Source organism: Selenomonas sp. oral taxon 149 str. 67H29BP, assembly GCF_000146365.1.
Taxonomy (GTDB): Bacteria; Bacillota; Negativicutes; order Selenomonadales; family Selenomonadaceae; genus Centipeda; species Centipeda felix.
On record NZ_GL397087.1, the window covers coordinates 1,851,614 to 1,873,861 of the forward strand.

Below are 22,248 nucleotides of genomic sequence, written 5' to 3' on the forward strand. Positions count from 1 at the left end.
TTGTCGAAAGGGACGACACCATCCCCCGCCGGAATGCGGTGGGGGATGGTGTCGTGAGAATATAGGGAGAAGGACAGTACGGACAAACGTGCATCAGGTAATGGACGCCTTGTAAATGCTGTCGACGGCCTTTTCCAGCACGGCGTCAAACTCCGCGTCGCTCTGGCTCGCGCGCAGATCCTGCGCGAGGGCGCGGGAGAAGCTGGCGATGAGGCCGTGGTTGCGTGCGAGTTTCTCGTTCGCCTCGCTCTGGGAGTAGCCTCCGCTGAGGGCGACGACGCGAACGACATGCGGGTTCTTCATAATCTCGGCGTAGAGATTATCGACACTGGGGATGGTGAACTTGAACATGAGTTTTGCATCGGCAGGGAGCTTGGCGAGGTTCTCCTTGATGACGCCGCACATGATCTCCTCTGCCATCGCCTTGTCGGGGCAGTGGATGTCGACCTCTGGCTCGAGGATGGGGACGAGGCCCTTTGCGATGATCTCCTTGCCAAACGCAAACTGTTGGTCGATGATGGCACGGATGCCGTCAGGGTTTGCCTCCTTGATGACAGAGCGCATCTTCGTACCGAAAATGTGGCGTGCGTTCGCGCGGTCAAGGAGTGTGCTGAGGTCAGGGATGGGCTTCATGAGTTGGACGCCGTCCGCCTCGGGCGCAAGCCCCTTGTCGACCTTCAGGATGGGGATGATGCCCTTTTTCTCCCAGAGATAGTCGGCGGTGTAGAGGCCGTCGATCTTGCGGTCCATTGTGTTCTCAAAGAGGATGGCGGCAAGGATTTTGCTCTTGTCGAATGCGGGGCTCTTGATGATGCGCGTGCGCATCTCGTGAACGCGCGTAAACATCTCCTCGTCACCGTGGTAGGCGCTCTCGTCGATGCCGTATGCTTTCAATGCCTTCGGCGTCGAGCCGCCGCTCTGATCGAGTGCGGCGACAAAGCCCTTGTCGTGCTCCATGCGGGTGAGCTGCTGCTGGTTCATAACAGATTCCTCCTTGTTTGTTTTGCTGCACAAGCAGAAACTTCTGCTTTATCGTATTATAACGCAGATAAAGCAGAAACACAACGAAGATGATATTTTTTATCAAAAAACAGCAAGCGGCGAATTGAGCCGATGCGGTGAATATGATAGAGTATTCAGCAGATGTGTGTATGGAATAAGGAGATACGCTATGAGTCTTTATGATTGGATGCAGGAAAAAGTCTTTCATACCTACGAGACATGGCGGCTGAAAAGCAGCATATACAATAGGACTGGATTTCACATTGTCGCCATCGAAAAGCAGCTTGGGGCGATGCGGGACGGTGTCAATATGTACGTGGAGCTGTATCCGCCGCACGCGATACAGGGCTGTACGTGTATGAAGGCAATGCACGGGCGGCAGCGCGGTCGGGTGAATCTGCTGCTCGTGATGGATGGAAAAACGTATGGGCTCACCGATCTCAGCAGTGATGATGCTGCTGTGATGATGCGGTCTTTCGTGGAGCATGCGGTACTTCCGCCCGCCGACGCGTATGTGGACATGCACGAGACGGGCAGTGCGGAGAAAAAGGAAGCGTTCACGGCAGTGGCAGAGCTGCTGCTCGGCGATGATGCGCAGACATTCTGCCGACGGGTGAAGCCGCCGAAGTGCACCGAGGAGAGCGATGCATGGAATGACGCATGGTATGAGCTTGCGGAGGAACTGGTCTCCTGCGGGCGGGCCGTCATGCTGGACACAAAAACTGCGAAGGAGGAATTTTTCGCCGCGCTGTATGAGCTGACAGCGGGACGGACGATCGGCCTTCCTGCAGCGCTCAGCGCGGAATACGGCGTCCCGGCGTGGAGCAAAGAAATTAATGCGCAGTGGACGGATACGCTGCTCGCGGGGATGGACATTGGTACGGATGACTACGTGCTGCTCGTTCTGCCTGTGGAGGTGTTTTACCGCGCGAAAGAACTCGCGGAGACTTTCCTGCAGCGGATTGCGCGTGCGGAGGAGCTGTAAGGTGACGCATTGTTCCTTAACAATTGTTTACCGATTTGAGGTGTTCTACACCGTGGATACCGAAGGTGCAGTAGTGACAGTGCTCCGTGTGATCTATGGCGGGCGGGATATTGATCAGGCGTTTCACACATAAAAATGCGGTCGGACGAAGATAAATTTCTTCATCCGACCGTGTTTTACTTTTTATTGCCTTTTAGCAGGTATGGCACTTGTCGTAGAGACCTTTCTCCTTGAGGAGCTTGACCATGGTCTCGCCGATGTGGGCGACGGTATCCGCGACGGGGATGCCTGCCGCGTTGAGCGCTGCGACTTTGTCCGCTGCCGTGCCCTTGCCGCCGGAGATGATGGCGCCGGCATGGCCCATGCGCTTGCCCGGAGGCGCCTGACGTCCTGCGATAAAGGCGGAGACGGGCTTGTTCGGCATGTTCTCCTTGATCCACTTCGCCGCGTCCTCCTCGGCCGTGCCGCCGATCTCGCCGATGATGAGGACGGCGTAGGTGTCGGGGTCGTCCTTAAAGAGCTGGAGTGCGTCGATGAAGTCCGTGCCCTTGACGGGGTCGCCGCCGATGCCGACGGTGGTCGTCTGGCCGATGCCCGCGTTCGTGAGCTGGAACGCCGCCTCGTAGGTGAGGGTGCCGGAGCGCGAGATGAGGCCGACGTGGCCGGGCTTGCTGACGGTGCCCGGCGTGATGCCGAGCTTCGACTGCTGAGAGGTGAGGAGGCCGGGGCAGTTCGGCCCGACGAGGCGCGTCTTTTTGCCCTGCATGTAGCGGCGTACCTTCACCATGTCGAGCACGGGGATGTGCTCGGTGATGCAGACGACGAGGTCGAGCTCTGCGTCAACCGCCTCGAGGATGGAGTCCGCCGCAAAGCGCGCGGGGACGTAGATGACAGATGCCGTTGCGCCCGTTGCCTTGACGGCGTCGGCGACGGTGTTGAAGACGGGGACGCCGTGCACCTCCTGGCCTGCCTTGCCGGGGGTGACGCCTGCGACGATCTTTGTGCCGTAGGCGAGCATCTGCTGCGTGTGGAACATGGCCGCTTTGCCCGTAATGCCCTGGACGATGACTTTGGTGTCCTTATCGATCATGACTGACATATCGTATACCTCCCTCTCTCACGCCTTCGCCTGTGCGACGAGTTTCACGATCTGCTCTGCGCCGCCCTCCATCGTGGGTGCGGGGAAGACGTTGCCGATCGGCGTATTCTTGAGGATCTCGCGTCCCTCCTCGACCTTCGTACCCTCGAGGCGGACGACAACGGGAACCGGGAGGGATTTCCCGTCCTTCGAGATGATCTTGGCCGCCTCGATGATGCCGTTGGCGATGTTGTCACAGCGGTTGATGCCGCCGAAGATGTTGACGAAGATGCCCTTTGCCTGACCGCCCTCAAGCATGATGCTGAATGCTTTGGCGATCTTCTCGGGCTCGGAGTCGCCGCCGACATCGAGGAAGTTCGCAGGCTCGCCGCCATAGTGCTTGATGATGTCGACGGTCGCCATGGCGAGGCCTGCGCCGTTGACCATGCACGCAACATCGCCGCCAAGGTTGACGTAGTTGAGCCCTGCGGCCGCTGCCTCGCGCTCCTTCGGATCCTCCTCGGTCTCATCGCGCAGCTCCGCGATGTCGGGGTGACGGAAGAGAGCACTGTCGTCAAAGTTGAGCTTCGCGTCGAGTGCGATCACATCGTCGTCCTCGGTGACGACGAGCGGGTTGATCTCGACCTGCGAGCAGTCCTTGCCGATGAATGCGGCATAGAGTCCCTGCATGAGCGCCGCCGCCTTGCGGACCGCGGGGCCGGGGATGTTGATGGCGTACGCCATGCGCGTCGCCTGGAATGGAGCAAGCCCGATGACGGGGTCGATATACTCCTTGATGATCTTCTCGGGAGACTCGGCGGCGACCTTCTCGATCTCCACGCCGCCTTCCTCAGAGCCCATCATGACGATGCTCGCCGTCTGGCGGTCAACGACGAAGGAGAGGTAGTATTCCTTTTTGATCTTCGAGCCTTCTTCGATGAGGAGGCGGTTCACAACCTTGCCCTCGGGGCCGGTCTGGTGGGTGACGAGTGTCTTGCCGAGGAGCTCCTGCGCGTAGGCGCGGACCTCGTCCTTGTTCTTCGCGATCTTGACGCCGCCTGCCTTGCCGCGTCCGCCTGCGTGGATCTGCGCCTTGACGACGATGACGGGGGTACTGAGCTTCTCCGCGTTCGCGACCGCCTCATCGACGGTAAACGCCGGCAGTCCGTTCGGGACATTGACGCCGAATTCGCGCAGAACCTGCTTGGATTGGTACTCGTGAATGTTCATTTACAATCCTCCCTTAGCTTTTGTGACTGAAGCACAACTCTTGTTCCTATCTTACCGCGCGGCCCAGGAAAAGTCTAGCAATTTTGTATAAATGAACGATTGAAAAAACCTCGCACAACATAAAGAATCTCTATGGATGAGGGACTATGCAGGTACAAAAAGCTGCTGCGCAGAAGGTGCGCAGCAGTCTCACGATGAAATACGCCCGCTCAGAGCTCACTCAGGCGGTAGACGGTTTCCGCCGTCCAGACCTCGCCCTCACGCAGGATGGGCTGTGGGAAATGCGGATGCGCGAATGCGTTCGGGAAGAACTGTGTCTCAAGGCAGAACGCACTGCGCCGTGTGTAGGGGGCACCGCCCTTGCCGACGAGGGGCGACTTGCCGAGGGCGTTTGCCGTGTAGAACTGCAGCCCCGGCTGGCTCGTCCAGCAGTCGAGGGCGAGCCCTGTCTGCGCGCTCGTGACGCGCGCTGCCTTTTTGAGATGGGCATAGGGCGCGGGGGCGGGATCGCCGCGCAGGACCCAGTTGTGGTCGTAGCCGCCGGCCATGCGGAGCTCGTCGTAGTCCGCGTCGATGCGCTCGCCGATGCGATGTGGCGCACGGAAGTCCATCGGCGTGTCCGCGACGGGGAGGATGCGCCCGTCGGGCAGGGACTCGGCGTCCGCCCATGTAAATTCATCGGCGAAGATTTCCGCCGTGTGCTCCATGACGGAGGGGGCGGCTGTGCCGTCGAGGTTAAAGTAGGCATGGTTCGTGAGGTTGCAGACGGTGTCTGCGTCGCTCACGGCGCGGTAGGAGAGGATGAGCGCGTCGTCGTCGGTGAGGCGGTAGGTCACAGTCGCCTCGAGGTTGCCGGGGTAGCCGCCCTCTCCCTCGGGGCTGATCGCTGTGAGCGCCACGCCGTCCGCGACGGGCTCTGCCGCCCAGAGATGGTAGTGCAGGCCGTGCGTTCCGCCGTGAATGTGGTTCTGCTTGTGCGAGCCCGAGTTCTGCTCGAGCTGGTAGGTATGCCCGCCGATCGTGACGCGCCCGTCCGCGATGCGGTTGGCGTGTCGTCCGACGACGCCGCCCATCGACGTTGTGTCGCGCAGGTAGTCCGCGCCGCTCCGATAGCCGAGTACGATGTCGATCGGTGTGCCGTTCACCTCGCGTGTAAACGAGACGAGCCGCGCCCCATAGGTCGTGACGGCGACGGTTGTCCCGCGTGCGTTCCGCAGTGTATAGAGCTCGATCGCGCGCCCATCCGGCATCGTGCCGAACGGTGATTTCGTTACCTCTGTCATGATATATCCCCCTTTGTCCCTGACACAAAATGATATTCTTATTTTATCACAAAGAGACGGCTTTCGTACAAAAAACTATCGCCCCCGTCGGGCAGTCCTCCGCCGCCTCGAGGGCATCGTCCTCCTCCATCAGGGCGGGCTGACGCAGGAGGCGGGCGCAGCGCAGCGTGCGATCGATCACGAAGAGGTCGGGCAGCCGCTCCGCGCACATGCCGCAGGAGACACAGGCGGTGCTGTCGATGGATAGGGTCATTATGTCCTCCACATGGAAAATGGGGCTGCCCCCATCGGCTCACTGCGTTCGCCACTTCCCCCGCAAGCGGGGGAAGCTGCTATGCCGTTATCCAAAGCCTTCCCGCTATCACGGGGAAGGGGGACCGCGAGAGCGGTGGAAGGGGCACAAAACAGGGGCTGTGATACGAAGTTTGTCACTTCGTCAACAGCCCCTAGTCTGCATAGATTTTCAGAGAATCACGGATCAGCGATTCCTTAGGGAAGCACTGATAAATTCAGCACCGCCATCTTAGCGCATCTTTTTTGCCCGCTTTTTGTCGGCAAATCCTCCACATAGCTTTGGCTATGCGTCCGGTTTGCCTCCTCAATCGGACGAAAAATCTACGCCAATCTGACGGACTTTATTTTATCAGTGATTCCCTTAGATTTTCGCGCTGGCGTCCGATGCCTCGAGCGTCTTGTGCATGTAGGCGCGGATATCGACGCCGTGCTCCATCTTCATCACATCGTCGAGGAGCTGCTTTGCCTGTTCCATGGTGACGGAGCGGATCATCTCCTTGACGCGCGGAATGGACGGCGCGCTCATGGAGAGCTCCGAGATGCCCATGCCGAGGAGGAGGACGGCGGCGTACGGGTCGCTTGCCATCTCGCCGCACATGCCCACCCAGATGCCCGCTTCGCGCGCACTCTCGATTGTGCGCTTGATGAGACGCAGGACGGCGGGATTGAACGGGTTGTAGAGATGGGCGATCTGCGCGTTGCCGCGGTCGACCGCGAGGGTGTACTGAATGAGATCATTCGTTCCGATGCTGAAGAAGTCCACGTACGGTGCGAGGAGTGAGGAGACGACAGCGGCGGCAGGGGTCTCGACCATGATGCCGACCTGTACGTCGTCGGAGTACTCCTTGCCCTCGTGGGCGAGCTCAACCTTGGCCTGCTCGACGAGCTTCTGCACGCGCTGGATCTCGCTGACGCTGATGACCATCGGCACCATCATCGCCGCCTTGCCGTAGAGGCCGGCGCGCAGGATCGCCTTGATCTGCGGGAGGAAGAGGTCGTGCCGATCGAGGCTGATGCGCAGGGCGCGATAGCCGAGGAATGGGTTCTCCTCCGGGTCGATGTTGAGATAGGGCAGGGGCTTGTCGCCGCCGATGTCCATCGTGCGTATGACGCAGATGTTGCCGCCGCATTTCTCGACCGCAGCGCGGTATGCCTTGAACTGATCCTCCTCCGTCGGGATCGTTGTCGAGCCCATGAAGATGAACTCGGAGCGGAACAGCCCGACGCCCTCCGCACCGTAGGTCAGTGCGTTGTCCACGTCCATGTGCGTGCCGATGTTTGCCGTCAGCTCGACGCGCACGCCGTCCTTTGTGACGGCGGGGAGATCCTTGAGCGCGGCGTAGTGCGCCGCAAGTTTTTTCTGCTCCTCGATCTTCGTCTCGTAGAGGGAGCGCTCCTCCTCCGTCGGGCGGATGACGATGTCGCCGCGGCTGCCGTCGAGGATGACCTCGTCGCCGTCATGGATGAGGTCGATCTTGTCGCCGATGCCGAGGACGGTCGGGATGGCGCGTGCTTTTGCGATGATGACGACGTGGCTCGTCGCGCTGCCCGAGCCGAGGATGACGCCCGCGATCTGCTCGGTGGGCATGCCTGCGACGACGGACGGCTCGATCTCCTCGCCGACGAGGATGACCTGACTGGAGCCGATCTCCGGCTCCTTGACGCCGAGGACGTATTTCGCGATGCGCTTGCCCACGTCGCGCAGATCGACCGCGCGCGCGGCGAAGTACTCGTCCTCCATCTGCTCAAAGAGCTGTGCCTGCTCGTTCGCCGCGTCGAGGATGCCCTGCGGTGCGCTGCCCGTCGCCGCGATCTTGGCGGCGATGTTCTCCGCCATCATGGGGTCCTGCACCATCATGCGGTGCGCCTCGAGAATGGCGGCCTGCTCCGTCTGCTCCTCTTTGCGCAGACGGTCGATGGTTGAGAGCAGCACCTCAGTGACGGCGGAGATTGCCTCATTCGCCTTTGCCTGCTCCTCGTCCACCGTACCTGGTTTATAGGCGGCAAGGTAGCCGTCAAGGTTTTGCCCAGCGAGCAGGACCTGTCCGACAGCGATGCCGGAGATGACGCCTTTTCCACGGATGGTTTCTGCCATAACAATCCCCTTTCCCCATGGGAATCTGCACAGTGAAAATTTTTCTGTGGTGACTGATGAAAAAACGCCGCGAGGAATATGTACCCTCGGGCGTCCTCCGTATGATTTTACTCCTCGCCGAACTTCGAGTTGACGAGATCGGCAAGAGCCTTCACGGCATCTGCCTCATCCTCACCCTCGGCAATGATATTCATCTGCGTGCCCTGCACGAGCCCCATGCTCATCAGCATGAGAATGCTCTTGGCATCGACCTTCTTGCCCTTTGCCTCGATCTGGATCTTGGACTTGAACTTCGTCGCCGTCTGAACGAAAACCGATGCGGGACGCGCGTGAATGCCCGTCTTGTTCTCGATGGTTACTGTCTCCTGCGTCATATAAAACCTCTCCCATCCGAATAGATAGATGACCATATCCCCTGTGCCGCACCGATGTGGGGGCACACGTGAACCAATAATATAGATATTATACTATAAATGAAGGGGCTTTTCAATAACTCTCACCGCTGTGAGCGCGGGATAATTTTGGCGGATGATTGATCCGGTGAAGCCTGCTGACTGCTGTCAATGGTTCGTCTGAGCGGCACTCATTTTTTTCTTCAGCGTGCGCAGTGTATCCGCCACGATCTGCTCGGCGGTGAGATGATGCTCCCGCGCCAGTTCCTCGGGATTGTAGCGGTCGTGGAATTCCTTCGAGAGCCCGTAGCAGCGCACGCGGATGTGCTCGTCCATGCCGTAGTATGCGGCGATCTTCTGCCCGAAGCCGCCCTCGAGCGTGCCGTCCTCGAGGGTGAGGATGAGGCGGTGTTTCGCCTTCAGCCTGTCGAGCAGCTCCGTATCGAGCCCCGAGAGGAAGATCGGGTTGATGACCGTCGTGTGCACGCCGTCCTTCGCGAGCTCGGCGGCCGCGTCACTCGCCATCTGTGCGAAGTTGCCGGTACCGATGATGGCGACCTCCGCGCCCTCCGTGACGACCTGATAGCGATTGAGTGCGCTGTAGTCCGTGCGCACGGGGTAGGGCGACGTCTCATAGCCCATGACGGGCACGCGGATCATGACAGGATGCGCCGTCTGCGCGAGCGCCCAGCGCAGCACCGCGAGATACTCCTCGATACCTGCGGGCGCGAGAAAGACGAGGTTCGGGATATTCGCAAAGAGCGGGATGTCGAAGAAGCCGAGATGCGTCACGTCGTTCATGTAGTACATGGATGCTCCGACGGTGAGGAAAACGGCGGGGTTGTTGTTGACCGCGACATCCTGCGCCATCTGATCGTAGACGCGCTGGAAGAACGTGCTGTACGTACCGAAGATGGGGCGCGCGCCGCCGCGCGCGAGCCCCGATGCCATCGCGACGGCCTGCTCCTCTGCGATGCCCACGTCGACGTACTGCGTGCCGAGCGCCGCGCGGTCGGCGGGCGTGAGCCCAATGCCGCCCATCGTGCCCGCCGCGAGGAAGACAAAGTTCGGATTCCTCTGTGCCTCTGCCTTGACGAAGTCCACCGTCGCCGCGAGGAAGGGATCGGTGTACGGCTGCTTCAGTGCGCCCGTCTCAATGTCAAAAGGCATACGGTAGTGCCACGTCTCATGGTCTTCCTCGGCGAATTTGTAGCCCTTGCCCTTCTGCGTATGGATGTGGACGACGACGGGCGTTTGGCTGTCCTTTACCGCACGGAACGCATCAATCAGTGCCTCGCAGTCGTTGCCGTCGGCGACGTAGCGGTAGTCGAGGCCCATCGCGCGAAAGAGGTTATTCTCCGCCATGCCGTTCGTCTCGCGCAGGCGGCGGAATTCCTTATACATGCCGCCGTGGTTCTCGGCGATGGACTGATCATTGTCGTTAAAGACGATGATGAAGTTCGTCTGCATCTCGCCCGCGACGTTCAGCCCCTCGAGTGCCTCACCGCCCGACATCGAGCCGTCGCCGATGAAGGCGATGATGTTCTCGTGGCGTCCCGCGAGGTCACGCGCCTTGGCGAGACCCGTCGCGAGGCTGATCGAGGTGGACGTATGTCCGACGTTGAAGAAGTCGTGCGGGCTCTCTTCGGGATTCGTATAGCCCGATACCTCGTTGTACTCCTTTTCCACGAGATACGCCTCGACGCGCCCCGTCAGCATCTTGTGCGGGTAGGACTGATGCGACACGTCGTAGACGATCTTGTCCGTCGGCGAGTCGAACACCGTGTGCAGGGCGATGATCGCCTCGACTGCGCCAAAGTCGGGGCCGAAGTGCCCGCCGTGAATGCTCGCGCGCTTTAGGAGTGCCTCGCGCATCTCCTGTGCGAGCGCCCTGCGCTGCTCTGCCGTATACCCCTTGATGTCGGCAGGCGACGTGATTTTTTCCAGATACAAAGAAATCCCCCTTTTCCTGTATTCCAATCCATTCCTATGGCGATTATACCACCGATGGAGCCGCAGGTGTCAAGGAGGATTTTTGCCGGGCATCTTTTGTTTCCAATGCGACGGTTTTTTTCAGTAAAGTGTGGTAGAATCGTCATCGTTTACGTAATTTATGGAAGGGATGGAACAGAATATGAGTGAATGCAAAATGAAGGACAGCCGCATCGTCATCAGCGAGGTCATGATGCCGAGTCAGGCCAACCCGAACGGGAATGTCCACGGCGGTGAGATCATGAAGCTGATGGACTCGGCAGCATACGCGGCGGCGCGGCGCTATGCGCGCTCGAACGTCGTCACGGCACGTGTCGATGAGCTCGAGTTTCACCTGCCGATCCGCATCGGCGACCTCGTCGTCGTGACGGCAGATATCGTCTACGTCGGACACAGCTCGATGGAGATCTCCGTCAACGTCATCGTCGAGGATCTTGACGAGGGCAGCGATCCGCAGCTCGGACTCTCGGCGTACTTTACCATGGTTGCGCTCGACCGCAATGCACGCCCGAAGGCCGTGCCGCCGCTCGAGCTCAAGACCGAGGAGGCGCGTGCCGCCTTCGAGGAGGGCAAACGCCGCTACGAGGCGCACAAGGCGCGCAAGCGCGGCGTCCCTATTCCCACGGGCGGCTGTGTCTGTGACGCGATTGCTCAGCAGGCGAAGGCGTCACGTGAACAGAGAGAGGCGGAGGAGGAGTAAGACCTGATTGATGAGGTGCGGGCTTTCTGCTATAATGAAGGAAGAATCCCTACTTTTCCTACTTTGAGGAGGTGTTCACCGTGGCAATGGCTGTTTCATCGGATACGTTTATTGACAATGCAAAGGTCATGGCAAAGGGGCAAGTGACGATCCCCAAGGATGTGCGCAACATCCTTGGGGTCACAAACGGTAGTCATGTGACCTTCGTGGTGGAGCAGGGCTCCGTGCGGCTGGTGAACTCTGCCATCTATGCGATGCAGACGATACATCGCGAGATGGGCAGCGTGGGAGCAGATCTGACGGAGGACGATGTCATGGCACTGGTGGAAGAGGAACGCCGCGGAGGGAATCGCGCGCATTCTGGTTGATATGAATGTCCTAATTTCTGCAATCCTTGGACATGGGACACCGTATCGTGCCTATGTAAAAGCCGTCACATATCCGTATACAGCGATCCTCTGCGATCAGAATGTCAGTGAATTGAAGCGTATTTTTGCGCGGAAATTTCCGCAGAAGATACCAGCCATGGAACACTTTTTGCAGCTTGCATACGAGACAATCGAACTCGTTGCCGTGCCGGAACAGATCATCCCGGCAGAACAGCAGATTCGTGATGCGGCAGACCGACCAATCCTTCGGGCTGCCTATGCTGCCAAGGCAGATGTGCTGTTGACAGGGGATAAGGACTTCTTGGCGTCTGGTTTGACGACGCCCCGCATCCTTACCCCCGCAGAGTTTCTACACCTGTAGGAGGGAGCTGTACGCCCTCCAGCCGCAGCAGTGCTTCCTTCTTGTCGAGCCCGCCCGCATAGCCCGTGAGGCTGCTATCTGCACCGATCACGCGGTGACAGGGAATGAGGATGGAGATCGGGTTGCGCCCGACCGCACCGCCGACGGCCTGTGCCGACATCCGCCCGCCGCGTGCGGCGGCGATATGCGCGGCAATCCTGCCGTATGTCGTCGTCGTGCCGTAGGGAATCCTGCGCAGGATCTTCCATACCGCCTGCTGAAATGCCGTGCCGTGCGGCGCGAGCGGCGGCAGAGCACCGGGATCACGCCCCGCAAAGTACACATCGAGCCAACGAGAGACCTCCTCGAACACGGGGAGGTCTTTTTGCGTGCGCGTCGCTGATGCGGCGGAGACATCCTCTGCAAAGTCCAGCTCCGTCAGTGCCGTACCGTTGCTCACGAGGATAATTTTGCCGAGCGGCGAGGAATAGCGTGTCGTGTAGGTCATGCGGATGCGCCCCTTTTCACAGGCGGCAGGAGGAAGGCGAACACAGCGGGGATGAGGGCGATGGCGGCGACGGTGAAGAGTGCCGTCGTGAGTCCCTGTCCATCTGCGATATGGCCGAGCACGGGCGTAAAGACGCCGCCGACACTGACCGCGAGTCCGAGCGTCACGCCTGAGGCGAGCCCCACGCGGTTCGGGAGGTACTGCTGACCGAGCACCACCATCGGGCTGTAGATGAGACTGAGCGACGCCGCAATCGGTAGGAGGAGCAGGGCGGCGAGCACGAGGGAGTGTACCTGCGTAAAGAGGAAGATGCACGGCGGCAGAATCACCGCTCCGATGCGGATCATGCGGTGATAGCCATAGCGGTCGGCGAGCCGCCCGCCGAGCAGCGTGCACGCCGCGCCGATTGCATAGTAGACGCTCAGCACGGCGTTGCCCATCGCCTCCGTCTGTCCGAGCGCCTGAATCCAGTACAGCGCGAGGAAGGTATTGATGCCGAAAAAAATGATCGAACGCCCGAAGACAATGGCGGTCAGACGCAGGAACGAGCTCCACTGATTGACGCCCTGCGGACGTGCCTTTTCCTCCGCCGCCTGCGGTGCAGCGTTCAGCTCGTAGAGCCCACGCAGATGATGGCGGAAGACGGCGCAGATGATGACCTCGGGGATGAGAAAGACGAGCGTTCCCACGAGGCCGAACGTTGTCACGGCGGCGGTCATGACCACAGGACCGAGGGCAAAGCCGAGATTGCCGCCAAAAGAAAAGATGCTGATATTCTTCGCGCGCTCGCCCTCCGCCGAGGCGTGATGCACGAGCCGCGCCGCCTGCGGGTGGAACATCGCCGCGCCCGTCCCGCTCACCGCGACTGCTGCGCACAGAGCGGGGAACGTCGTCACCACACCCGTGAGTGCCATGCCGCCGCCGGCGAGGAGGAGCCCGAGCGGAATCAGCCACGGGCGATTGTGTCGATCGGCGAGCTGCCCGAAGATCGGCTGCACCACCGAGCCAACGAGATTTGAGAACAGCACGAGCGTCGCCGCCGTCGCATAGTCGTAGTGATAGGCCGCGATCAGGAACGGCAGCACCGCCGCGAGCGCGCCCTGATTGATGTCCGAGCACAGATGCCCGCACGAGATCAGATAGTTATAGGTCCTTACCTTTGTTGTTGCCACACAAAATGCCCCCTGCCGAATGAGATGCGTTCTATTATAGAACATAATGAGAAGCGGACGGGAAAACCCACTATAGATAAGGGGTTAGCGACTTCTCTCATCGGCTTGTCTACAAATTGTCTACGACAATCATTTGTCTACAAGCCCGCCAAAGATGCGCGCCGTCTCCTTCCTCATCTCCTCCGTGTCGTGCGCGTAAAGATTCTGCGTGATTGTTGCGTCGGCGTGCCCGAGACGTGCGGCAACGTCAACAGGCTTCGCACCTGCTTCGATGAGACGCGTCGCGTGTGTATGGCGGAAGCTGTGAGAGTTCAGTCCGAGCCTTGACACTGCGTTTTTTACCGCCTCATGCGTATAGATTGTACCGTCGGGCTTGATGCAGATCAGCGAGCGGTGCACGTAATTATGAGGAGCGTGAATCTTTTTCGGGAGCATAACAAGCGCACCGCCGTTTTGCACATCCTCGTAGACAAGCTGATATGCTTCGCCACGGCGCATCTCATTTTTTGCCTGTTCTCGTTTGAGTGCTTGCAGGAAGGCCATGAGATTTGGGTCGGTGTAGAACGAGCGGATGCTGGTCTCTGTTTTCGGCGTCTCAAAATACTTGTGCTGATTCCGTTGGCGTACGACATGAATCTCACCCGTAGACAGATCAACATCATCCCACGTGAGGCCTAGCACCTCGCCGATGCGCATTCCCGTGTGATACATGAGCTTCATTACGGCATAGTATCTTGAATCTGTTGGTATTGCGGCGAACTGCTCTGGTGTGATAACGGTGCGTTCGATCACCTTGCGCGGGGCACTGCGCGGAATGGGAATTCCCGTGACGGGATTGGAAGAGATCAGTTCGGCGGGGTATACCGCATAGCGTAGAGCGACGGAAAGCACCGTCTTTGTCTGCTGAATTGTTCCGTGACTCATCCCCGCACGCGCCAGCTGCATAAGCCATGCATCCACGTCGCGCGGACGCAGCTCCTGCACATAGACATCTCCAATTATGGGAAGAATATGCGTATTGATTTCTGATTTGTAATTTTGGTACGTTGTGCGCTTCACATTCGGACGCACGACATTCTCCAGCCACGATGCGAGATAGTCCCGCAGCTTGACTTTCTCAGAGGTGATACCAATGTTGCCGTTTTTCCAGTCGGTGTATGCTTTCACGCCTGCATCAAATGCATCATCCTCTGTAGCAAAACCTCCTTTTTCTTTCATTCGGCGCGGATTCTTTGAGATATCAAAGCTGTAGGAATACGTCTTTCCGCGCTTTCGGATTCTGATTTTGCTCGACATAAAAAAATACCTCCCTTGTCATAGGAGGCGAATCATGGTAGGATTTAGGTGCAATAGGGCATGATTCGCGTCATGTCTGCCGCTCGGTGTTGGTAGCGCCGGGCGGCTTTTATTTTGCAATTTGCCGGCGTTAACAAATTGCATTTCCAACCCCGTCGAAATCGACTGGTTTAACCGTGTCGGATTCGAGGCGGTTAGACCGTATAGCGGAATGCTCTGAACTGTGTTATACTGGATGCGTTGCCTCCTCCATACCGGCACGGGAAGGAGGTGTGTCAAGGATGTTAATCTCGTTTTTGCTCTCCGTTCTGGCGGGGATAGTCTGCCACTATCTCTGCAAATGGCTTGACGGATGAGAAAAAGGCAACAAGCCTAGGCGTTAAGCCCTGCCTGCACGATGGGAACAGAAAAGCCCCCAAGTTCGCACCTTGGGGGCTTTTCGTGTGTCGTAATGCTAATCTCGTTTGCCAAGCACATTATAGCACAGTCCCCCGATGGGATGCAAGTAGTGTCTTTTTACGGCCTCTTCACCAGTCAATCTCACTATGAGAAACGGTTTCACCGCTCCTATATTCCTCCATGGCGCGTCGGTGGGAATTCAAGTCGTCTTCTGTCATGCGGTCATCAATATCGCTTGGGATAAAACGTTTGACCACCTCCAAGATAATTGGGAGTTCACGCTCGGGAACAAAGTCCATCATTTCTACAATCTGTGCTTTTACGGTCATATCAATAACCCTCCTTTGTAGGCATCTCCGCGTGGAGCGATTTTCTCAATCAGAATCGTATTCGTATCAGGAAAAGAGAAAACAATGCGCCAACCGCCGACGCGAAGCCGATACATTGAATCGCTTCCTTTGAGCGGTTTTACATCACCTTTTGGCAAACCCTCAATCGCTTTTTTGAGGCGTTGTTTTGTTGGCTTGTCCATACCTCCAATGGCTTTCACAGCGGCCTTGGCATACTCTATGTCCATATATTCACCTTCCCACCGCCTACGATGGCGTTGTTTTATGTCCTCCACCTAGCGGCACACATGACGTTCAGCAATCACTAGACGGCGAGAGTTTAGATAGGATCGCCAGTATTACATCACTGATCGAGCGCAGCCCCGGATGGGTTCTTTCTAGATGTCTCCCCAATCCGAGATAGGACAACAGCTCAAACTCATACCGATAGCTCTCCAGCCAAGATGAAAAGAAATACATATCCGACAACAATTTGAAATGGTGCTCACGTAAGTAGTCCTCATACATCTCGGCAACAGGAATACCGCCTAAATAACGTGCGCCCCTTGCATATACACTATAGTTACGGGCTAAGTCTGTGGCGATGTAGTAGGATGCCTCCTTGCTTAGTCTAAAAACTGATCGGGCAACCGTATAAAAGCATAACGCCTCACGAACATTGTATGTTTCTGCGATGTAGATAAATACCGTCGATGGGGCTAATAACTCACGGGCAAACACATTGGCTTCGGCTTCGAGGATTCTGTAGCTTGATTTTTTAAGGGCAGGGCGTTTTGTTCCTGTTTCGGGGAAGTCCCTCAGATGTCCCAATTCGATATGTCCAAGCTCGTGTGCGAGCGTCCATTGGATGCGCCCGCATGGCTTTATCGTGTCGTTGTAGCATATTACGTGTTTATCGCGTCGGTCGCGGTATTTTGCTGTTCCATCTTTCGAACCAAGGGATTCACAGACATCGAAGAGTGATGCATCGCTTTTTTCGGCAATATGGGAATATGTTTTTAGGCTGTATCCATGTGATTTCAGAGCTTTATGAAGGTCAAGGGGAAGAGTGCGTTCCTCGTTCTCAATGAGAAAATTGTATGCAGCCTGTATGGAGCGTTTCCAGCGCGGGGCTTTGGGAAGCCTACTCATCGTCGTCTTCATCGAATACAACGCTCATGATCTTTTTGAATTGCGCTTTCTTTTTTTCCTGTTGTTCGGGTGGCAGGTTTTCCAGACCATTACGCGCAAGCGTGCGGATTTCTTCATCGTCCAATAAGATACTCGCTGGATCGGAGGGAGTATTTGATTGCGGCGAGGTATCGGAAGTTTCCCAGCCCATAAGAGCCTCCGGCGTTGTTCTCAATGCCTGAGCAAAAGCGACGATCTTAGATTGTGGAATATCATTCTCCCCCTTTTCAATCTTGTTGATCGAGGATCGTGACTTATACCCCATGCGTTTTGCTAGTTCCTCTTGTGATATGCCGAGTTCTTCTCTTCGGGCGCGAATCCTTTTATATATCTCCAACATATAAACACCACCTAGACATAAACTATAGTGTATGTTCAGTGTACTATATCGTTTCTTGAAAATCAACATTTATTTATTTTTGCAAATAAAAATGTTGACATATAATCTACGCAATGATATTATACGAGTGTAGATTTATATTCAACAAAGGAGGAGTGAGGATGACAGATACTATAGAGTTTGAGATTGCGCTGAAACGCGCAGGACTTACGAAGAAAAAAGTTGCACAAAGCCTTGGTATTTCTGAGATGGGACTGTATCAGAAGGTCAATAACATCACGGAGTTCAAGGCAAGTGAAATCTCGAAACTGTACGAACTGTTGAATCTCAGCAACCTTGCTGAGCAGCAGAAGATTTTTTTTGCCAATTAGGTTGAATTATAATCAACACAGAGGAGAAAAATGAACGCCACAGTCGAACGTGCAGCGCATGAAATTCACCGTGATGCAGAGTTCTTCTGCAAGTTCGGCGGTGACAAGGATGCCGCCATCGAAAGAGGGCTTCGCAGACTGGACGAGCGAGAGGTTAATGTGGAGGCTGTCAGGAAGCGCATCCATGCCATGTCGATGAAAAACGCACCTCTGATTGACTGTCCTTGCACGGTCGCGGAGTGCGCGGAGCAGATTCGACGGGATGCAATGTCCCTGCGAAGGATTTTTCGTGTCGCGGATGATGTTGCCATTGCAGAGGCAATCCGAATGATGAACGGGGTGTACGACGTTGACATGGCGGCGGTAGAGACGGTCGTCCGCTCCATCCCGCTGGAAGCAGAGGAGGAACAAACCCCCGATGAGCCGTGGTGGTATGCGTTGGGGGAATGAAAGGAGTAAATGTATGGCAAACATCATGACGATCGGCAATGTACGAGGTTATATTGCCAAAGACGGCAACGCTTGGCTGAATGCTGAGGACGTGGCGCGTGGCTGGGGATTTACACAGATTGCCAAAAGTGGCAATGAGGTAGTGCGCTGGGAGCGTGTCAACAGCTATCTCAAGGAATTTGGATTCATCCCCACAAGTGGGGACGGTATCAAACCCGGTGATTTCCTTCCCGAGAACATGGTCTATCGTCTCGGATTCAAGGCGAACAACGAACGAGCGCAACTGTTCCAGGCAAAACTGGCCGATGAAGTCCTCCCTGCAATCCGCAAGACAGGCAGCTACACCGTCCCGAAACTTGAGAAGAATCCGAAGTACCGCACGCGCATGGTCGGGACGGCGGTACGGGACATTCACAGCACGGCTGCAGAGCTTCAAAAACTCTTCGGCGTGAAGAGCGGCATCGCGCTCGCCAAGGCAACGAGCATGATTGAGCGGGCGTACGGCGTGGACATGGAGGAGGTCAAGGAACTCATCCCTCCAGCAGAGCATGAGACGGGTTTTCTCAACGCAACGCAGATCGGCGCGCGGCTCGGCGTGAACGCACGCAAGGCGAACGCACTGCTCCAAAACGCAGGCTTACAGGTGCGTTTCAACGGTATGTGGAGACTCACCAACAAGGGCAAGTGCTACGGTGAGGAGATGCCATACGAGCGCAACGGGCACAGCGGGTATCAGATTCGGTGGAACGATTCTGTTGTGTCCGTGCTTGCGGCTCTTCTTGCCTTTGAGCACTACGACGGTAGTTTTCGTACAAAGCTGCTCCTAGTGGCGGCAAATACAGTTCTCGTGCTATGGATTGGGTATGTTCTAAGATGCTGAGGAGAAGCACAACAACGGCGAGAGGAGGCGAGAAGATGGAATCTGAGAAAATCTATCGGCTCGAAAATGCGAGCATTACAAAAGCCCTGCGCGTTACATTCGTGCAGGGCGAGGGGACGCAGGAGCGCCCATGTCGGCTGATGTGGCGTTTCTATCTGCCGGACGGGCGCTATATCGGCGAGATTCCGGCAGATGATTCTTTCACAGGCGACTACAGAAGAGATGTAATTACAGGTTCTTTTGCAACCAGTTGACAGTTTCTGTATCAAGATAACCCTTGTGATTTGCATTAAACTCGCAAATCAACAAACGATCAGTCTTATCAATGAAGTTGATCAGATGACCATAGACGCTATTAACGTCTCCGTTGTGCCAGATAATCCATTGTGACTTTAGGACTTTGCAATAGCCTTTATAGGATTTTATGGCGTTGATTAAGCGGGAATAATCTTTGCCAGGGGCATTCAGATCGTAGGATACAAGGTAGACCATTTTAACAGTATCCTTTCTGTTGAGATATAGGGGGGAATATGGCAGATATGCAGCTGCTCAAAGCAAAGCTGAAATACAGCGACCTGACCTATCAAACGGCAGGAGAGATCATCGGTGTTGGGCGAGATACGTTCTCTCGGAAGATGCAGGGGGACGGTGCAGGATTCACCGTTGAGGAGGTTCGGAAGCTGAGGGACGCTATGCAGTTGAGCAAAGAAGATGTGTGGAACATATTCTTTGCTATATGTTGATATTTTACAACATATAGTTGAATAAATCAAGTGTTCCACAATATGTAGATGTATAGCCGAAACGGGCGCAAGCCCGTCTACGGGGAATGACCGCCCCGTACCGATGAGGCAGGTCACGCACAATGTTAAGAGGCGAATCATGGTAGGTAAGCCGGCGGTGCGTAACCATATAAAAGAGGAGGTGAGACGATGCCACGCAAGGCGGCGGATGCGGCGGCGGGGGAACTCGTCGCCGCACTCATGGCGGGGGTGGAGCGCGTCGCGGCGGAAAAGGTCACGGCGCAGATGGAGGAACTTGCGGGCAAGGTGCTTGAGCATCTTCCCGAACTGATCTATCTGCCTCCTCCTCCTGCGGACGTTCCCGAAGAACGTCTACTGAGCGTCGGGGAGGTCGCCCGTATTCTTGGGTGCTCTCCGGCAACCGTGGGGAAACGGTTTGAAACAGGCGAGCTCGCCTATGTGCTGGAACGCGGCTCGGATGTGCGCAAGGTGCCGTATTCATGGGTGGTGGAGTACATTCACCGCCTGCCCCGGTACACGGGGAAGCTCAAAGAGAAGAAGGAGGTCAAAGATGCGTAACTGGAAAGCCGCCGTTGCAGGTGGCATCGTCGCGGGAGCGGCGATCCTCTGCGCGGGCATGGCGACGCAGGAGGACACACACGCTGTCCTCGTCGAGGAGGTCTATGTTGTCCGCCCCGGCGACACGCTCTGGGGCATAGCAGAAAGGTACGTCGCCAAGAATACCGGCACGCGCCGGTACATCCTCGAATACAAGAGCGGCATCGAGGAAAATAATCCTTGGCTGCTCGAACGGCACGGGATGATATATCCCGGGGACAAGCTGACGCTGACGTACTGGGTCAAGGGGGAGGGGAAATAATGTATTTGCACAAGATAAAGCTGATTTCCCCCTTCGACCGGAAACGTCTGGGGAACTCCCTAACATGGGAAGTCTCCTACGACGGGAAGGAGCTGACGCTCTTCCATCGGTCGGAGAGAAAATATCGTCGAGAGGTGACAGCCCCTGCATTTATAGGAGTTGACATCTCCGACGGAAAACCAAGAGTGTTCCCGATCAAGAAACCGCGTGACGCGCGGCGCGCGCTTTTGTGGGAGTACAGATTCCGAAAACGTAGTGAGATGAGGGAAGCACCTTCCTACGAGGAATTTGAGGGTCGGTATTGCTTCCTTCCGCGGAGTAGTTACAGAGACACTCTGTACTACGCCCCTCACTTCGTGTACCGTTCTGAAAAACTATTTCTTGGTTTTGTCCCGGAAGCGGTGAATTATCAAGGGTTTCATCGCGCATGGTGGATGTCCCCCGACTGCACTCTTGAGGAGGTGCGCAATGCACTTGCTCGGATTAAGGAGTGTCGGACGGTTTACATTGGTAAGGAGGAAGAAAAATGAAAATGGAAGTCAAAAGAGAAGCCCCCGCGTTTGTTCTGTGGGGCAGTTCCTACAACGGCGTAGGAGAAGATGTGGAAGTTTCGTTTGCTGATCTGCGGACGGCCGAGATCGGCAAAATGTGGGTCGGCAGCGACAGCAATAACTGCGGACGGGCTGTCCACAGAGAGTCCGCCGAAGTTGTCTACAAGACGGACGACGGGGTTGCGGTGCTCCACCGAAAGTGGGGCACGACGGACAGCCCCGACCCGGAGAGATGGGAGAATGCTCCCGAGCTCGTCTGGTATGAGTTCGCGTGAAGGAGGAGACAGAATGAAATGGGAAGTCTGCCGCGAGATTGTCGGCGGAATCCTGCCGATGTGGCGCGTTCGTCGCATCAACACAGGCGAACTTGATCTGCATGTATACGGCGTGCAGAGCGACGCAATCGCCCGTATGCACGAGCTGAACGCATGGGAGGAGGAAGCAAAATGAGGGTGACAACAAGGTATAGCCGTGGGAATTGCTTCGCATGCGGCAAAGAGATCCATAAGCAATTTGTGATGAATCTCGGATCCGCTGCAGTCACTTTTAATATCTGCCGCTCCTGCGCAAGAAAACTGGCGAAAGGCCTTGTACGGGAGCTGGATAAGGAGGAGCAGAAATGAAAAAGTGGATTCCGAGCTATCGGGCTCAGGGGCATGAGGAAAAGGTGACGGAGGGGACGAAAAGCCTCCGCCTTCTCACCGATAGTGAGAGCTGGGCATCTCAGATGTCCTACGATTGGGACGGCGGGGATACGGTGAAAATCGAAGAGTACGCCGTGGGGCTGACCTTCGAACAGGAAACCGTAAAGTTTCCAAGCTCGGCAGAGGCGAAAGCCTACATCGTCGCCAAGATGAAGGGGCTGCGCGGGATAAACGACCGCTACAGTCTCCAGGTAGACATCCCGGAGCAGTGGAGAATTGAACAAGAAAAAGCGCCCGATGCGGCGGTCACCGCACAGGGCGCAGGAGATAACTGAACTACCGTGAGTATATCACGGGATAGGAGGAATAGCAATGCGAAAGCCCTACAAAGTATTTTTCACTCTCAACGGAATGATCGGCGTCACTGCAACGAGTGAAGACGAAGCCGCTCTCATTGTTGAGAAAATGGAGCGCGAAGAGATCATCGCGTATGCAGAGGAGCACGGATTCTCGGCATACGCAGAGGAGGAGGAGGAGTAACATGCGCGTACCAAAACGACTGCCTCTCCACATGCAAGCTCTCCTAGAGCTTGAAACAGCATGCGGGCGATTGAAGCCCGTTTCGGAGATTATGACGAGGAGTAAGGGCGCGGCGCACATCGAGCTGACGTACATCGACGACGGCGATACGCTCGTCACGATGGATTCGCTCTG

Annotated in this window: 32 protein-coding genes and 1 other RNA gene; 17 read left to right on the top strand and 16 right to left on the bottom strand. The window is 56.6% G+C overall.

Annotated elements, in window-relative coordinates:
- Positions 1–93: 93 nt before the first annotated feature.
- Positions 94–981: a fructose bisphosphate aldolase gene (locus HMPREF9166_RS08735; RefSeq protein ID WP_009753647.1), complete on the bottom strand. Its 888-nt coding sequence runs from the start codon at positions 979–981 to the stop codon at positions 94–96.
- A gap of 190 nt (positions 982–1,171) precedes the next feature.
- Here HMPREF9166_RS08735 and HMPREF9166_RS08740 point away from each other — a divergent pair, with 190 nt between their 5' ends.
- Positions 1,172–1,987 carry a hypothetical protein gene (locus HMPREF9166_RS08740; RefSeq protein WP_254655028.1) on the top strand — a complete coding sequence of 272 codons (816 nt, stop codon included), beginning with the start codon at positions 1,172–1,174 and terminating at the stop codon, positions 1,985–1,987.
- A 193-nt stretch (positions 1,988–2,180) separates the two neighbouring features.
- Here the strand turns inward: HMPREF9166_RS08740 and sucD are convergent, their stop codons facing one another.
- The 8 genes from sucD to HMPREF9166_RS08775 all read right to left on the bottom strand — a co-directional run bounded on the left by sucD (position 2,181) and on the right by HMPREF9166_RS08775 (position 10,312).
- Positions 2,181–3,086: a succinate--CoA ligase subunit alpha gene (gene sucD / locus HMPREF9166_RS08745; RefSeq protein ID WP_009753650.1), complete on the bottom strand. Its 906-nt coding sequence runs from the start codon at positions 3,084–3,086 to the stop codon at positions 2,181–2,183.
- A gap of 18 nt (positions 3,087–3,104) precedes the next feature.
- Positions 3,105–4,295, bottom strand: a complete 1,191-nt coding sequence (sucC, locus tag HMPREF9166_RS08750; protein ID WP_006690570.1) for an ADP-forming succinate--CoA ligase subunit beta — start codon at positions 4,293–4,295, stop codon at positions 3,105–3,107.
- Positions 4,296–4,504: 209 nt separating this feature from the next.
- Positions 4,505–5,578 carry an aldose epimerase family protein gene (locus HMPREF9166_RS08755; protein WP_009753651.1) on the bottom strand — a complete coding sequence of 358 codons (1,074 nt, stop codon included), beginning with the start codon at positions 5,576–5,578 and terminating at the stop codon, positions 4,505–4,507.
- A gap of 46 nt (positions 5,579–5,624) precedes the next feature.
- On the bottom strand, positions 5,625–5,831 hold the full coding sequence (locus HMPREF9166_RS08760; protein WP_039981288.1) for a ferredoxin: 207 nt from the start codon (positions 5,829–5,831) through the stop codon (positions 5,625–5,627).
- Positions 5,832–6,067: 236 nt separating this feature from the next.
- Positions 6,068–6,193 (bottom strand): secretion protein HlyD, encoded by a 126-nt coding sequence (locus HMPREF9166_RS13135; protein WP_071586095.1) that lies wholly within the window; start codon positions 6,191–6,193, stop codon positions 6,068–6,070.
- Between the two features lie 40 nt (positions 6,194–6,233).
- The gene (gene ptsP / locus HMPREF9166_RS08765; protein WP_006690567.1) at positions 6,234–7,967 is read right to left on the bottom strand and encodes a phosphoenolpyruvate--protein phosphotransferase; all 1,734 of its coding nucleotides are present in this window, start codon (positions 7,965–7,967) and stop codon (positions 6,234–6,236) included.
- A gap of 107 nt (positions 7,968–8,074) precedes the next feature.
- Entirely contained in the window at positions 8,075–8,341 is a 267-nt protein-coding gene (locus HMPREF9166_RS08770) for an HPr family phosphocarrier protein (RefSeq protein ID WP_039981290.1), read from the bottom strand.
- 186 nt (positions 8,342–8,527) lie between these two features.
- Entirely contained in the window at positions 8,528–10,312 is a 1,785-nt protein-coding gene (locus HMPREF9166_RS08775) for a 1-deoxy-D-xylulose-5-phosphate synthase (protein WP_009753654.1), read from the bottom strand.
- A gap of 181 nt (positions 10,313–10,493) precedes the next feature.
- Here HMPREF9166_RS08775 and HMPREF9166_RS08780 point away from each other — a divergent pair, with 181 nt between their 5' ends.
- The 3 genes from HMPREF9166_RS08780 (at position 10,494) to HMPREF9166_RS08790 (ending at position 11,801) form a co-directional block, all read left to right on the top strand.
- On the top strand, positions 10,494–11,051 hold the full coding sequence (locus HMPREF9166_RS08780; RefSeq protein WP_039981702.1) for an acyl-CoA thioesterase: 558 nt from the start codon (positions 10,494–10,496) through the stop codon (positions 11,049–11,051).
- An 86-nt stretch (positions 11,052–11,137) separates the two neighbouring features.
- Positions 11,138–11,419, top strand: coding sequence for an AbrB/MazE/SpoVT family DNA-binding domain-containing protein (locus tag HMPREF9166_RS08785; protein ID WP_009753656.1), 282 nt, complete (start codon positions 11,138–11,140; stop codon positions 11,417–11,419).
- 1 nt (position 11,420) lies between these two features.
- A complete protein-coding gene (locus tag HMPREF9166_RS08790; protein ID WP_039981291.1) occupies positions 11,421–11,801 on the top strand; it encodes a putative toxin-antitoxin system toxin component, PIN family in 381 nt (126 codons plus the stop codon).
- On the opposite strand, the gene HMPREF9166_RS08795 is transcribed toward HMPREF9166_RS08790, so the two are convergent.
- The 7 genes from HMPREF9166_RS08795 to HMPREF9166_RS11735 all read right to left on the bottom strand — a co-directional run bounded on the left by HMPREF9166_RS08795 (position 11,773) and on the right by HMPREF9166_RS11735 (position 17,015).
- Positions 11,773–12,288 (bottom strand): methylated-DNA--[protein]-cysteine S-methyltransferase, encoded by a 516-nt coding sequence (locus HMPREF9166_RS08795; RefSeq protein ID WP_009753658.1) that lies wholly within the window; start codon positions 12,286–12,288, stop codon positions 11,773–11,775. The two genes, HMPREF9166_RS08790 and HMPREF9166_RS08795, sit on opposite strands and share 29 nt — an antisense overlap.
- Positions 12,285–13,460, bottom strand: a complete 1,176-nt coding sequence (locus HMPREF9166_RS08800) for an MFS transporter (protein WP_039981293.1) — start codon at positions 13,458–13,460, stop codon at positions 12,285–12,287. The genes HMPREF9166_RS08795 and HMPREF9166_RS08800 overlap by 4 nt, the downstream gene beginning before the upstream one ends.
- A gap of 129 nt (positions 13,461–13,589) precedes the next feature.
- A complete protein-coding gene (xerC, locus tag HMPREF9166_RS08805; protein WP_009753660.1) occupies positions 13,590–14,756 on the bottom strand; it encodes a tyrosine recombinase XerC in 1,167 nt (388 codons plus the stop codon).
- A 527-nt stretch (positions 14,757–15,283) separates the two neighbouring features.
- Positions 15,284–15,484: a hypothetical protein gene (locus tag HMPREF9166_RS08810; RefSeq protein WP_009753661.1), complete on the bottom strand. Its 201-nt coding sequence runs from the start codon at positions 15,482–15,484 to the stop codon at positions 15,284–15,286.
- Positions 15,481–15,732 (bottom strand): type II toxin-antitoxin system RelE/ParE family toxin, encoded by a 252-nt coding sequence (locus HMPREF9166_RS08815; protein ID WP_009753662.1) that lies wholly within the window; start codon positions 15,730–15,732, stop codon positions 15,481–15,483. The genes HMPREF9166_RS08810 and HMPREF9166_RS08815 overlap by 4 nt, the downstream gene beginning before the upstream one ends.
- Positions 15,733–15,799: 67 nt before the next feature.
- On the bottom strand, positions 15,800–16,648 hold the full coding sequence (locus HMPREF9166_RS11730) for an ImmA/IrrE family metallo-endopeptidase (RefSeq protein ID WP_009753663.1): 849 nt from the start codon (positions 16,646–16,648) through the stop codon (positions 15,800–15,802).
- The gene (locus tag HMPREF9166_RS11735) at positions 16,629–17,015 is read right to left on the bottom strand and encodes a helix-turn-helix domain-containing protein (RefSeq protein ID WP_009753664.1); all 387 of its coding nucleotides are present in this window, start codon (positions 17,013–17,015) and stop codon (positions 16,629–16,631) included. Before HMPREF9166_RS11735 ends, HMPREF9166_RS11730 begins: the two co-directional genes overlap by 20 nt.
- Before the next feature lie 161 nt (positions 17,016–17,176).
- Here HMPREF9166_RS11735 and HMPREF9166_RS08830 point away from each other — a divergent pair, with 161 nt between their 5' ends.
- The 13 genes from HMPREF9166_RS08830 (at position 17,177) to HMPREF9166_RS12350 (ending at position 22,074) form a co-directional block, all read left to right on the top strand.
- On the top strand, positions 17,177–17,386 hold the full coding sequence (locus tag HMPREF9166_RS08830; RefSeq protein WP_039981294.1) for a hypothetical protein: 210 nt from the start codon (positions 17,177–17,179) through the stop codon (positions 17,384–17,386).
- A gap of 30 nt (positions 17,387–17,416) precedes the next feature.
- A complete protein-coding gene (locus HMPREF9166_RS08835; protein WP_009753666.1) occupies positions 17,417–17,836 on the top strand; it encodes a hypothetical protein in 420 nt (139 codons plus the stop codon).
- A gap of 13 nt (positions 17,837–17,849) precedes the next feature.
- Positions 17,850–18,716: a BRO family protein gene (locus HMPREF9166_RS08840; protein WP_009753667.1), complete on the top strand. Its 867-nt coding sequence runs from the start codon at positions 17,850–17,852 to the stop codon at positions 18,714–18,716.
- Positions 18,717–18,751: 35 nt separating this feature from the next.
- Positions 18,752–18,970 carry a hypothetical protein gene (locus tag HMPREF9166_RS08845; protein ID WP_009753668.1) on the top strand — a complete coding sequence of 73 codons (219 nt, stop codon included), beginning with the start codon at positions 18,752–18,754 and terminating at the stop codon, positions 18,968–18,970.
- Between the two features lie 276 nt (positions 18,971–19,246).
- Positions 19,247–19,459 (top strand): hypothetical protein, encoded by a 213-nt coding sequence (locus tag HMPREF9166_RS08855; protein ID WP_009753670.1) that lies wholly within the window; start codon positions 19,247–19,249, stop codon positions 19,457–19,459.
- 54 nt (positions 19,460–19,513) lie between these two features.
- Positions 19,514–19,577: hammerhead ribozyme type II (locus HMPREF9166_RS12175), an RNA gene on the top strand.
- Positions 19,578–19,648: 71 nt separating this feature from the next.
- The gene (locus HMPREF9166_RS08860; protein WP_009753671.1) at positions 19,649–20,038 is read left to right on the top strand and encodes a hypothetical protein; all 390 of its coding nucleotides are present in this window, start codon (positions 19,649–19,651) and stop codon (positions 20,036–20,038) included.
- Positions 20,031–20,339, top strand: a complete 309-nt coding sequence (locus tag HMPREF9166_RS08865; RefSeq protein WP_009753672.1) for a LysM peptidoglycan-binding domain-containing protein — start codon at positions 20,031–20,033, stop codon at positions 20,337–20,339. Before HMPREF9166_RS08860 ends, HMPREF9166_RS08865 begins: the two co-directional genes overlap by 8 nt.
- Positions 20,339–20,869 carry a hypothetical protein gene (locus HMPREF9166_RS08870; protein ID WP_009753673.1) on the top strand — a complete coding sequence of 177 codons (531 nt, stop codon included), beginning with the start codon at positions 20,339–20,341 and terminating at the stop codon, positions 20,867–20,869. Before HMPREF9166_RS08865 ends, HMPREF9166_RS08870 begins: the two co-directional genes overlap by 1 nt.
- Entirely contained in the window at positions 20,866–21,165 is a 300-nt protein-coding gene (locus tag HMPREF9166_RS08875; RefSeq protein WP_009753674.1) for a hypothetical protein, read from the top strand. Before HMPREF9166_RS08870 ends, HMPREF9166_RS08875 begins: the two co-directional genes overlap by 4 nt.
- Positions 21,166–21,178: 13 nt before the next feature.
- Positions 21,179–21,340 carry a hypothetical protein gene (locus HMPREF9166_RS12745; RefSeq protein ID WP_009753675.1) on the top strand — a complete coding sequence of 54 codons (162 nt, stop codon included), beginning with the start codon at positions 21,179–21,181 and terminating at the stop codon, positions 21,338–21,340.
- A gap of 169 nt (positions 21,341–21,509) precedes the next feature.
- Positions 21,510–21,869 carry a hypothetical protein gene (locus HMPREF9166_RS08880; RefSeq protein ID WP_009753677.1) on the top strand — a complete coding sequence of 120 codons (360 nt, stop codon included), beginning with the start codon at positions 21,510–21,512 and terminating at the stop codon, positions 21,867–21,869.
- A gap of 37 nt (positions 21,870–21,906) precedes the next feature.
- Positions 21,907–22,074 (top strand): hypothetical protein, encoded by a 168-nt coding sequence (locus tag HMPREF9166_RS12350; RefSeq protein WP_009753678.1) that lies wholly within the window; start codon positions 21,907–21,909, stop codon positions 22,072–22,074.
- The last annotated feature ends 174 nt before the right edge of the window (positions 22,075–22,248 follow it).

Coding starts and splice junctions, on each gene's coding strand:
- HMPREF9166_RS08735 (WP_009753647.1), bottom strand. CDS start 981: ATGAACCAGCAGCAGCTCACCCGCATGGAGCACGACAAGGGCTTTGTC.
- sucD (WP_009753650.1), bottom strand. CDS start 3,086: ATGTCAGTCATGATCGATAAGGACACCAAAGTCATCGTCCAGGGCATT.
- HMPREF9166_RS08860 (WP_009753671.1), top strand. CDS start 19,649: ATGCCACGCAAGGCGGCGGATGCGGCGGCGGGGGAACTCGTCGCCGCA.
- HMPREF9166_RS08770 (WP_039981290.1), bottom strand. CDS start 8,341: ATGACGCAGGAGACAGTAACCATCGAGAACAAGACGGGCATTCACGCG.
- HMPREF9166_RS08830 (WP_039981294.1), top strand. CDS start 17,177: ATGACAGATACTATAGAGTTTGAGATTGCGCTGAAACGCGCAGGACTT.
- HMPREF9166_RS08840 (WP_009753667.1), top strand. CDS start 17,850: ATGGCAAACATCATGACGATCGGCAATGTACGAGGTTATATTGCCAAA.
- sucC (WP_006690570.1), bottom strand. CDS start 4,295: ATGAACATTCACGAGTACCAATCCAAGCAGGTTCTGCGCGAATTCGGC.
- HMPREF9166_RS08740 (WP_254655028.1), top strand. CDS start 1,172: ATGAGTCTTTATGATTGGATGCAGGAAAAAGTCTTTCATACCTACGAG.
- HMPREF9166_RS08780 (WP_039981702.1), top strand. CDS start 10,494: ATGAGTGAATGCAAAATGAAGGACAGCCGCATCGTCATCAGCGAGGTC.
- HMPREF9166_RS08865 (WP_009753672.1), top strand. CDS start 20,031: ATGCGTAACTGGAAAGCCGCCGTTGCAGGTGGCATCGTCGCGGGAGCG.
- HMPREF9166_RS12745 (WP_009753675.1), top strand. CDS start 21,179: ATGAAATGGGAAGTCTGCCGCGAGATTGTCGGCGGAATCCTGCCGATG.
- HMPREF9166_RS08755 (WP_009753651.1), bottom strand. CDS start 5,578: ATGACAGAGGTAACGAAATCACCGTTCGGCACGATGCCGGATGGGCGC.
- HMPREF9166_RS08845 (WP_009753668.1), top strand. CDS start 18,752: ATGGAATCTGAGAAAATCTATCGGCTCGAAAATGCGAGCATTACAAAA.
- HMPREF9166_RS08795 (WP_009753658.1), bottom strand. CDS start 12,288: ATGACCTACACGACACGCTATTCCTCGCCGCTCGGCAAAATTATCCTC.
- HMPREF9166_RS08760 (WP_039981288.1), bottom strand. CDS start 5,831: ATGACCCTATCCATCGACAGCACCGCCTGTGTCTCCTGCGGCATGTGC.
- HMPREF9166_RS08870 (WP_009753673.1), top strand. CDS start 20,339: ATGTATTTGCACAAGATAAAGCTGATTTCCCCCTTCGACCGGAAACGT.
- HMPREF9166_RS08790 (WP_039981291.1), top strand. CDS start 11,421: ATGAATGTCCTAATTTCTGCAATCCTTGGACATGGGACACCGTATCGT.
- HMPREF9166_RS08815 (WP_009753662.1), bottom strand. CDS start 15,732: ATGGACATAGAGTATGCCAAGGCCGCTGTGAAAGCCATTGGAGGTATG.
- HMPREF9166_RS08855 (WP_009753670.1), top strand. CDS start 19,247: ATGGCAGATATGCAGCTGCTCAAAGCAAAGCTGAAATACAGCGACCTG.
- HMPREF9166_RS08880 (WP_009753677.1), top strand. CDS start 21,510: ATGAAAAAGTGGATTCCGAGCTATCGGGCTCAGGGGCATGAGGAAAAG.
- HMPREF9166_RS11735 (WP_009753664.1), bottom strand. CDS start 17,015: ATGTTGGAGATATATAAAAGGATTCGCGCCCGAAGAGAAGAACTCGGC.
- HMPREF9166_RS11730 (WP_009753663.1), bottom strand. CDS start 16,648: ATGAAGACGACGATGAGTAGGCTTCCCAAAGCCCCGCGCTGGAAACGC.
- HMPREF9166_RS12350 (WP_009753678.1), top strand. CDS start 21,907: ATGCGAAAGCCCTACAAAGTATTTTTCACTCTCAACGGAATGATCGGC.
- HMPREF9166_RS08875 (WP_009753674.1), top strand. CDS start 20,866: ATGAAAATGGAAGTCAAAAGAGAAGCCCCCGCGTTTGTTCTGTGGGGC.
- HMPREF9166_RS08810 (WP_009753661.1), bottom strand. CDS start 15,484: ATGACCGTAAAAGCACAGATTGTAGAAATGATGGACTTTGTTCCCGAG.
- xerC (WP_009753660.1), bottom strand. CDS start 14,756: ATGTCGAGCAAAATCAGAATCCGAAAGCGCGGAAAGACGTATTCCTAC.
- HMPREF9166_RS08785 (WP_009753656.1), top strand. CDS start 11,138: ATGGCTGTTTCATCGGATACGTTTATTGACAATGCAAAGGTCATGGCA.
- HMPREF9166_RS08835 (WP_009753666.1), top strand. CDS start 17,417: ATGAACGCCACAGTCGAACGTGCAGCGCATGAAATTCACCGTGATGCA.
- ptsP (WP_006690567.1), bottom strand. CDS start 7,967: ATGGCAGAAACCATCCGTGGAAAAGGCGTCATCTCCGGCATCGCTGTC.